Below are 8740 nucleotides of genomic sequence, written 5' to 3'. Positions count from 1 at the left end.
CTATCACGGTGGCCTGCAACGCCGGCGAGTACCGTTGCCGACGTATCCGTTCGAGCGGCAGCGGTACTGGATCGATGCGCCCCGCGGCAAAAGCCAGACGCTTCGCAGCAATGCTATGCGAAGCGGCAATCACGAGGAATGGTTCTATGCGCCATTCTGGCGCCTGCGTCCGCTCAAGCGGACGCAGGCATCGATGTCGCCTAGTGGGGTCGTCCTATTTGCCGATGGTGAAGGCATCGGCAACGCCCTCGCAGAGCGTCTGCGCCAGGCTGGTCGACGGGTGATTGTGGTCACGCCGGCCGAAGTGTTCGAGCGACTGGGCGAGGACGAGTATCGCGTCCAGCTCGATACGGAAGCTGACTACGCATCTGTCTTCGCTGACCTCGAGCGACCTGGAGAGCGTATCGATCACGTGATGCACCTGTGGTCTCTTGATGCAACGTGCGCGGACTATTTGGTAGACATCGACGCGGTCGAGGCATCGCAGCGGCTTGGCTATGACTCGTTCCTGCGTGTCTTGCGGACCGTCAGTTCTAGCCGCGTCGCAGGTTCCAGGATCTGCCACGTCGTAACCGCCGACGCGTATCGCGTCGTCGGCACTGAATCGGTGTCACCGAACGCCATGACGGTTACAGGCCTGTGCAAGGTCGCGCCTCAGGAATATCCAGGTCTACGCTGCGGTCATATCGACGTCAGCGGCAACGAGTACGCCGATCCGGCCTGGATCGAGACCATTGCGACCGGACTGTTCGACGAATTGCAGGGCGACGGTATAGAGACTGTACTGGCGTTTCGTCATGGCATGCGCTGGATCCTTGCATGGGAACAGCGCCGCGTGCCAGCCGGAAGGCATCCGTCCCGAATCAGGCAGGGTGGTGTCTATGTCATCACCGGTGGCCTGGGTAAGGTCGGCTACGCCATCGCCGAATCGCTGGCGGAGCGAAATGCCAAGCTGGTCATCATCGGTCGTGACGAACTGCCAGTGCGCGCGAACTGGGCTGACTGGATCGACACGCGTGCGCAGGGCGATACGACGTCGGAAAAACTTCGCCGTCTGCTTGCTCTGGAAGCCAAGGGTGCTGAGGTGCTGGTATGCCGGGCCGACGTGACCAGCCACGTAAACATGGAGTCGGCTTTTGCACAAGCCGTGGCTTCCTTCGGCAGTATCGATGGCGTAATTCATTGCGCAGGAGAGGTTCGTAGCTCGCTGGTGGCCATCGGTGTCGCGTCGGTGGATACGCGCCGTGGGCAATTCCTGCCCAAGGTGCAGGGCGTGCTGGTACTGGAGGCGCTCCTAGCCAAGTACGACGTCGGATTCTGCATGCTGATGTCGTCGCTTTCGGCAGTGCTTGGAGGCCTCGGGTTCTCTGCCTACGCGGCGGCGAACGCCTGGATGGATGCATTCGCCTGTCGCCGCCATGCGTTGGGAGACGAACGCTGGATCAGCATTGGCTGGGATGGCTGGCGACTGCCTGAGCCCGGTGAGGTCGGTGGACCTTATGGCATGACCCTCGATGAGGGTGCGCGCGCGCTGGACCACGTCCTGGCATGGGCGGACTTGCCACATCTGGTTCATTCAACCGGCGACATGCACGCCCGGATCGAATCGTGGGTCGAATTAGCTGACACCCGTCAGAGTGCCGTGGGATCGGAGATTCGCAATGATGATCAGGACGCTGAAGCCATGATCGAAGAGCAACTCACGGACATCTGGCGCGGATTCTTTGGCCTCGACGAGATCGGAATTAGCGACGAGTTCTTCACGCTAGGAGGTGACTCGTTGCTGGCAATGCGCCTCCTGAATCGCATGCGCGAAGTTTTTCCAGTACTGATGGGCGAGTACTCCATGCGCGACTTTTTTGAAGAGCCGACGATCGAAGCAGGTGCGAGCAGGATTCGCTCGGTGCTCACCATGGCCCGCCTGGCCGAGAAGAAACGAAATATTCAAGAAGATGTTCTCAACATTGAAGAGGGAATTTTTTAATGAGCGTTAGCGAGAAAATTGTTAATGAGGCGATTGCCCATGACGTTGTGCTTTACCTCAAGGATGGACATCTCGCTTACAGTTCGGCCGGGAAGGGCTTTCCAGACGCGTTGAGGAAGAAGATCGCCACGCACCGGGAAGCGATCATCGGCTATCTGGCCGAGCTAGATGCGCGTGCGTCCGTTGTCTCTGTTGCGGATGCCGGGATCCGGCCAAGGCAGGAGGGCGAGCGCCTGCCCCTATCGTTCGCGCAGAACCGGCTGTGGTTTTTATCGCAACTGGGCGAGGCCAGTGCGGCGTACCACATTCCGGCGGCGCTGCGCTTACGCGGTGAGTTGGACGAGTCGGCCTTGCGTCAGGCCCTGGATGCGCTGTGGCAGCGGCACGAGTCGCTGCGCACGGTGTTCCAGGTAGTGGAGGGCCAGCCGCAGGTGAAGCTGCTGCCGGTGACTCAGCCGTTCCCGCTGCTGGACCATGACCTGGGCGAGGCGGGGGATGGCGCCGCCGCGCTGGCGGTCATCTCGGAGGAAGAAGCGCACGCGCCGTTCGACCTGGCGGCTGGACCGCTGGTACGTGGCCGGTTGGTTCGCATGGGCTCCAACGATCATGCGCTGCTGTTGACGCAGCACCACATCGTCTCGGACGGCTGGTCGCTGGGCATTCTGGTTAACGAGTTCAGTGCACTGTACGCGGCCTTCGTCGAAGGCCGTGACAACCCGTTGCCGCCCTTGGCGGTGCAGTACCCAGATTACGCAGTATGGCAACGGCAGTGGATGACCGAGGAGCGGCTAGGCGAGCAGTTGGATTATTGGGAGCGTTCGCTGTCGGGCGCGCCGGATCTGTTGAGCCTGCCGACCGATCGACCGCGTCCGGCGACGCCTAGCTTTGTCGGCGGTTCGATGCCGGTGCGATTGGATGCGGAGTTGACGGTGGAACTGATGCGTCTGAGCCAGCGTCACGGGGCGACGCTGTTCACGACGTTGCTCACCGCCTGGGCATCGGTGCTGGGTCACCTGAGCGGTCAGGATGACGTGGTCATCGGTACGCCGTCGGCCAACCGGGGGCGGCATGAGATCGAGCCGCTCGTCGGCTTCTTCGTCAACACGCTGGCGTTGCGGATCGACCTGTCGGACGCGCCAACGGTAAGTCAGTTGCTGTTGCGGGCACACACGGTGGCGTTGTCGGCGCAGGACCATCAGGACGTGCCATTCGAGCAAGTGGTGGAACGACTGAATCCGCCGCGGCGGCTGGACCATACGTCGTTGTTTCAGGTGATGTTTACCTGGCATAACAACGAGCGCGGCGATTTGGCACTGCCGGGGCTGCAGATCGAATCGCTGAGCCTGGCTGCGGACCGCTGTAAGTTTGACCTGACTTTGGACATGACCTTAAATGAGCCAGTGGGAACGATCGAGGGCGTGCTGAGTTATGCCACGGACTTGTTCGATGCGTCGACGGTAGAGCGGTATACGGGATACCTGGTGCAGGCGTTGCGCGGCATGGTGACGGATGCGACGCAGCCGATGGCTCGGATCGACTTGCTTTCGCCCGAAGAGCGCGCACGTCTACTCGTGGATTTCAACGCCACCGAGGCTATTTGTCCTTTAGAGAAGAGCCTTGATGAGTTGATCGAAATACAAGTGGGAAAGTCACCCGAAGCAATCGCGTTCATTCATGGCGATAGACAAGTGACGTATCGCCAATTCAACGGCAAGGCAAACACGATTGCCCGGCAGCTCGGAGCTATGGGGATTTCGCAGGGCGATATCGTTCCAGTCCTCATGGAGGGCTCACTCGAAGTCCCCTTGAGCTACTTGGCCATTATGAAGGCGGGGGCTGCATTTGCACCACTGGATATCAATTGGCCCGTTGAGCGTCTTGAACTTGTGTTGTCAATGATTCGGCCTAAGGTCATCCTGGTTGATGAAAAATCACCCGTCGACTCAACTGATTACGCCGCATTTCAGAAAATCATATGCCTTGACGACGTCGAGGTTTCAGGCAACCTACAAATACAGCATCATCCAGAGATGCCAATTTATGTTATTCACACCTCTGGCTCTACCGGTAAGCCTAAGGGAGCAGTGAACCTGCATCGAGGCATAGTCAATCGGCTATGCTTTATGAGCGAATACTTCGATGATCGTGCGGACGAGGTCGTACTCCAAACGACGAATCACTGTTTTGATTCTGCTGTCTGGCAGTATTTTTGGCCTCTTATCAAGGGTGGCACTTCCGTCATTCCAATATTCAAAGATAATCTCTTTGACGTATCCGAAGTAGCTCGCGCGATGACGAAATACAGTGTAACAACCACAGATTTTACGCCCGCTCTGCTTGATTTGCTGTGCGATTTCTTTTGTAGCTCGCCGGATGCAGATGGATCGCGCATGGCGTTACGCAGAATAATCGTTGGTGGCGATAAGTTAACGCGCATCACGTTAACCAAGTTCATGAATCATTTTCCGTGGGTAAAGGTCTATAACTTTTATGGCCCCTCCGAAACCTCGATCGGAACGATTTGTCATGAGCTATCCGGTTCGGTGGACGAAATTATTCCTATTGGAAAACCAATCAGTAATACATCAGCCATTATTGTCAATAAAGATCTTAATCTCGTGCCGATTGGGAGCGTGGGCGAGCTTTTATTGGGGGGTGTCTGCATTGGGGGCGGATACCTGTCTAATCCGCAGGAAACTCGAAGGAACTTCATCCCCAATGCCTTTCCTGAGTTAGCTGGCGACACCTTGTATAAAACGGGGGACCTTGCGCGCCACAGAAATGATGGCGTTATTGAATATTTGGGAAGAATTGACAATCAAATCAAGATTCGCGGTTTTCGCATCGAGCTTGGCGAGATCGAGTCACTCTTGGTCCAGCATCCAGAGGTGCGGGAGGCGGTGGTGTTGGCGCGTGAAGATGTGGCGGGCGACAAACATTTAGTCGCCTACGTCACCACACAGGCGGTAACAGTCATTGATGCTTTGGATTTGCGTAGGCATCTTGCACGACTTTTGCCAGACCATATGGTGCCGTCGGCGTTTGTACGCATGGACGCGTTGCCGCTGACCGCCAACGGCAAGCTCGACCGCAAATCGCTACCAGCGCCGGAAGACAGTGCATTAGCCCACCACGCTTACGCGGCTCCTGAGGGCGAGTTAGAGCAGCTCCTAGCGGACGTCTGGTCGGAGCTACTAGGGGTAGAAACCATCGGTAGATACGACAACTTCTTCGAACTTGGCGGGCATTCGATGCTGGCCATCAAGCTAATGGAGCGTTTGCGCCGATTGGGCTTGAGTCCAGAGATCCGAGATGTATTCGCCAAGCCGACGCTGGCCGATCTGGCGCAAGCGTTGGGCGGCCACCGGGAAGTGGTCGTACCGCCAAACCTAATCACGACGGATACGCGCGTACTCACACCGGCGTTGTTACCGCTGATCGAACTGACCCAGGATGATGTGGACCGTATCGTGGCGCAGGTACCTGGTGGTGTACGGGCCATCCAGGACATCTATGCACTGTCACCCTTACAAGAAGGCATCCTGTTCCACCATTTGCTGGCGGAACAGGGCGATCCCTATCTGCTGTATAGCCAAGTAGCTTTTGCCGACCGCGCGTTGCTGGATCGCTATCTGGCGGCGCTGAAGCAGGTGATAGATCGCCACGATATCTTGCGTACGGCGTTTTTCTGGGACGGTCTCTCCCTTGCCGCACAAGTGGTTTTGCGCCATGTGCCGCTATCCGTGACGGAACTGACGTTGGATGCGAAGGATGGCCCGATTGAGGTCCAGCTGGCGGAGCGCTATGACCCGCGACGTTATCGAATCGACTTAAGTGAAGCTCCGCTACTGCGTGTAGTGGTGGCCTACGATCAGTCTGCCAGGCGCTGGGTGGCGCTGCATCTGCAGCATCATCTGCTTGGTGATCACTCGACCCAGGACGTGATTCGGGAGGAGTTGATCGCCTTTCTGGACGGAAAGAGTGAAGCATTGCCGGCACCGCAGCCGTTCCGCAATCTAGTGGCGCAGGCAAAGTACGGGGTTGATGAAACTGAGCACGAGGCGTTCTTCCGCGAGCAATTGAGCGATATCGATGAACCGACGCTGCCTTTCGGCATCGCGGATGTGTATGGTGACGGTAGCGCGATTGTGCAGTCGCACCAGAGACTATCGGCATCGTTGAACGAACGTCTGCGTCGTCACGGCCGCCGGCTTGGCGTAAGCGTGGCTAGTCTGTGCCATTTGGCCTGGGGCCAGGTGGTGGCGCGGACCTCGGGTCGCGAGTCGGTGGTGTTCGGTACGGTGTTGTTCGGCCGCATGCACGGCGGCGAAGGTGCCGATCGGGCGATGGGGCTGTTCATGAATAGCTTACCGTTTCGCCTGGATCTGGGGGAGCAGAGCGTGGAGGATAGCGTGCGTACTGCGCACGCTTGCCTAGCTAATCTGCTCAATCACGAGCACGCGTCATTGGCGCTTGCGCAGCATTGCAGTGGGGTGGATGCATCGGCCCCGTTGTTCAGTGCACTGCTGAACTATCGGCATATCGCCGCAATCGAGGTGGATCAGGAGACATCGTCGTTAGTCGGCATCGAGTGGCTGGGTGGGGAAGAGCGCACGAACTACCCGATTTCGTTCTCGGTAGAGGACTACGGCGACGCGCTTGGCCTGACGGCGCAGGTGGTGGATACGCTCTCGGCAGAGCGGATATGTGCCTACATGGAGCAAGCGTTGGAGAGTTTGGTCGATGCGCTGGATAGCGCACCTCATTCCCCAATGCGGATGCTGGAGATCATGCCTACGGCTGAGCGCATGTTGCTACTCAACAGATGGAACGACACTGCGACATCTTTCCCGTCCGACCCCTGCCTACACCATCTGTTCGAGGCGCGTGCTGCAGAGGAGCCTGATGCGATCGCCATCCAGTGCGACGGCAAAACTATCAGTTATGCAGCATTGAATACACGTGCTAATCGCTTGGCAAAGGCGCTCCTGGATCGGGGCGTGCGTCCGGATGATCGTGTCGCTATATGCGTGGATCGGTCGTTCGCGATGGTAGAAGGTCTTCTCGGCATCCTAAAGGCGGGCGCCGCGTATTTGCCGCTGGACCCGGCTTATCCATCAGCCCGCTTGCAGTCGATCCTCGACGATGCCGATCCGGTGCTCCTGCTTTGCGATGAGGTGGGTCGCGCGGTCCTAGGGTCTGCCTCGTCGAAGGGGCGGGAACTCATCGCACTGGACGGTACCGACACAGGCGCATCGTTGCCGGTTGAGCCGGATGTTGTTGTGCCTAGCCTCACTCCCAGCCACCTTGCGTACGTCATTTATACCTCCGGCTCAACGGGTACCCCCAAGGGCGTGATGGTTGAACATCGAAGCGTGGTCAATTTCGTGCGTGCTATGTCCGGTATGCTGCAATTCGAACAGGGTGAGCGCTGCCTCGCCATGACGAGCATGTCATTCGATATCGCGGCCCTTGAAATCTACCTTCCGCTAGCCATGGGTTCCACGATCATCCTCGCCACCCGCAGGGAGATCACTGACTTGGAAGTGATGGGGCGTCTGGTCAACGACCAGTGCGTGACTGTCATGCAGGCGACGCCAACGGTGTGGCGTGCCATGACCAGCGGCGAGTGGTCGACGCCCCTTGGTATGACCAAATTGTGCGGCGGCGAAGCGTTGCCTGCTGAGCTCGGCAGGCGACTTTTGGAGAACGCAGCAGCCGTATGGAATGTTTATGGACCTACGGAAACGACGATCTGGTCGTCGGCGGCACGCGTCACGGCAGATACAGCTGGAACGGTCATACCCATTGGTCGTCCGATCTGCAACACCCGTTTTTACCTGCTTAACGATGAGGGGCAGCCGGTACCGCTTGGTGCGGTGGGCGAGCTTTACATCGGCGGCGACGGCGTGGGACGTGGGTACCTCAACCGCCCGGAGTTGACGGCGGAGCGCTTTCTTGCGGATCCGTTTGCACCATCGGCCGGGATGCGGATGTACCGCACGGGCGACTTGGCGCGTTACCTACCAGACGGAAATTTGGTGTTCATGGGCCGTAACGACCATCAGGTGAAGTTGCGTGGTTTCCGCATCGAGTTGGGCGAGATTGAAGCACGGTTGAGTGAGCATGGTAGCGTGCGCGATGCGGTGGCGGTGGCACTGGGTGACGGAGCGGACAAGCGGTTGGTGGCTTATGTGGTGGCGGAGGCGGACGAGGGTCTGGTATCCAGCCTTCGGTCGCACCTAGTTCCGTTGCTGCCGGACTACATGGTGCCGTCGGCGTTCGTGGTGCTTGATGCGATGCCGCTAACGCCTAACGGCAAGCTGGACCGCAAGGCGTTGCCGGCGCCGGGGGATGAGGCGTTAGCGCACCGACGCTACGAGGCACCGGAAGGCGAGGTCGAGACGGCGTTGGCGGAGATCTGGCAGGAGTTGCTGGGCGTGGAGCAGGTCGGCCGCCATGACAACTTCTTTGAGCTCGGCGGGCATTCGTTGCTTGCCGTGCGGCTGCTCAGCCGACTCAAGCTGCAGTTTAGCGTCCAGTTGCCGCTGGTGGAACTGTTCATCCACGCCACGCTACGCGAATTGGCTGGCGCTATCGTTATTCGCCAATCGTCAGATATGGCAGTAACTGATCCCATCGTTCCGACGCCGCGCGACGGGGAACTTCCGCTATCGTTCGCGCAGAAGCGCCTGTGGTTTTTATCACAACTGGGCGAGGCCAGTGCGGCGTATCACATTCCGGCGGCGCTTCGCT

At 58.7% G+C, this 8740-nt stretch carries 2 protein-coding genes; both read left to right on the top strand.

What is annotated here, in order from left to right:
* Positions 1-1984: beta-ketoacyl reductase (locus tag HDE79_RS21680; RefSeq protein WP_221440330.1), on the top strand; the 1984-nt coding region annotated here is incomplete at its 5' end.
* A partial coding sequence (locus HDE79_RS21675) for a non-ribosomal peptide synthetase (protein ID WP_184605295.1) occupies positions 1984-8740 on the top strand: 6757 nt, incomplete at its 3' end. The genes HDE79_RS21680 and HDE79_RS21675, both read left to right, overlap by 1 nt.

This window comes from Rhodanobacter sp. MP1X3, assembly GCF_014207165.1.
Lineage (GTDB): Bacteria > Pseudomonadota > Gammaproteobacteria > Xanthomonadales > Rhodanobacteraceae > Rhodanobacter.
Note: the sequence above shows the minus strand (reverse complement) of the source record. Positions and strands in the feature narration are given on the sequence as shown.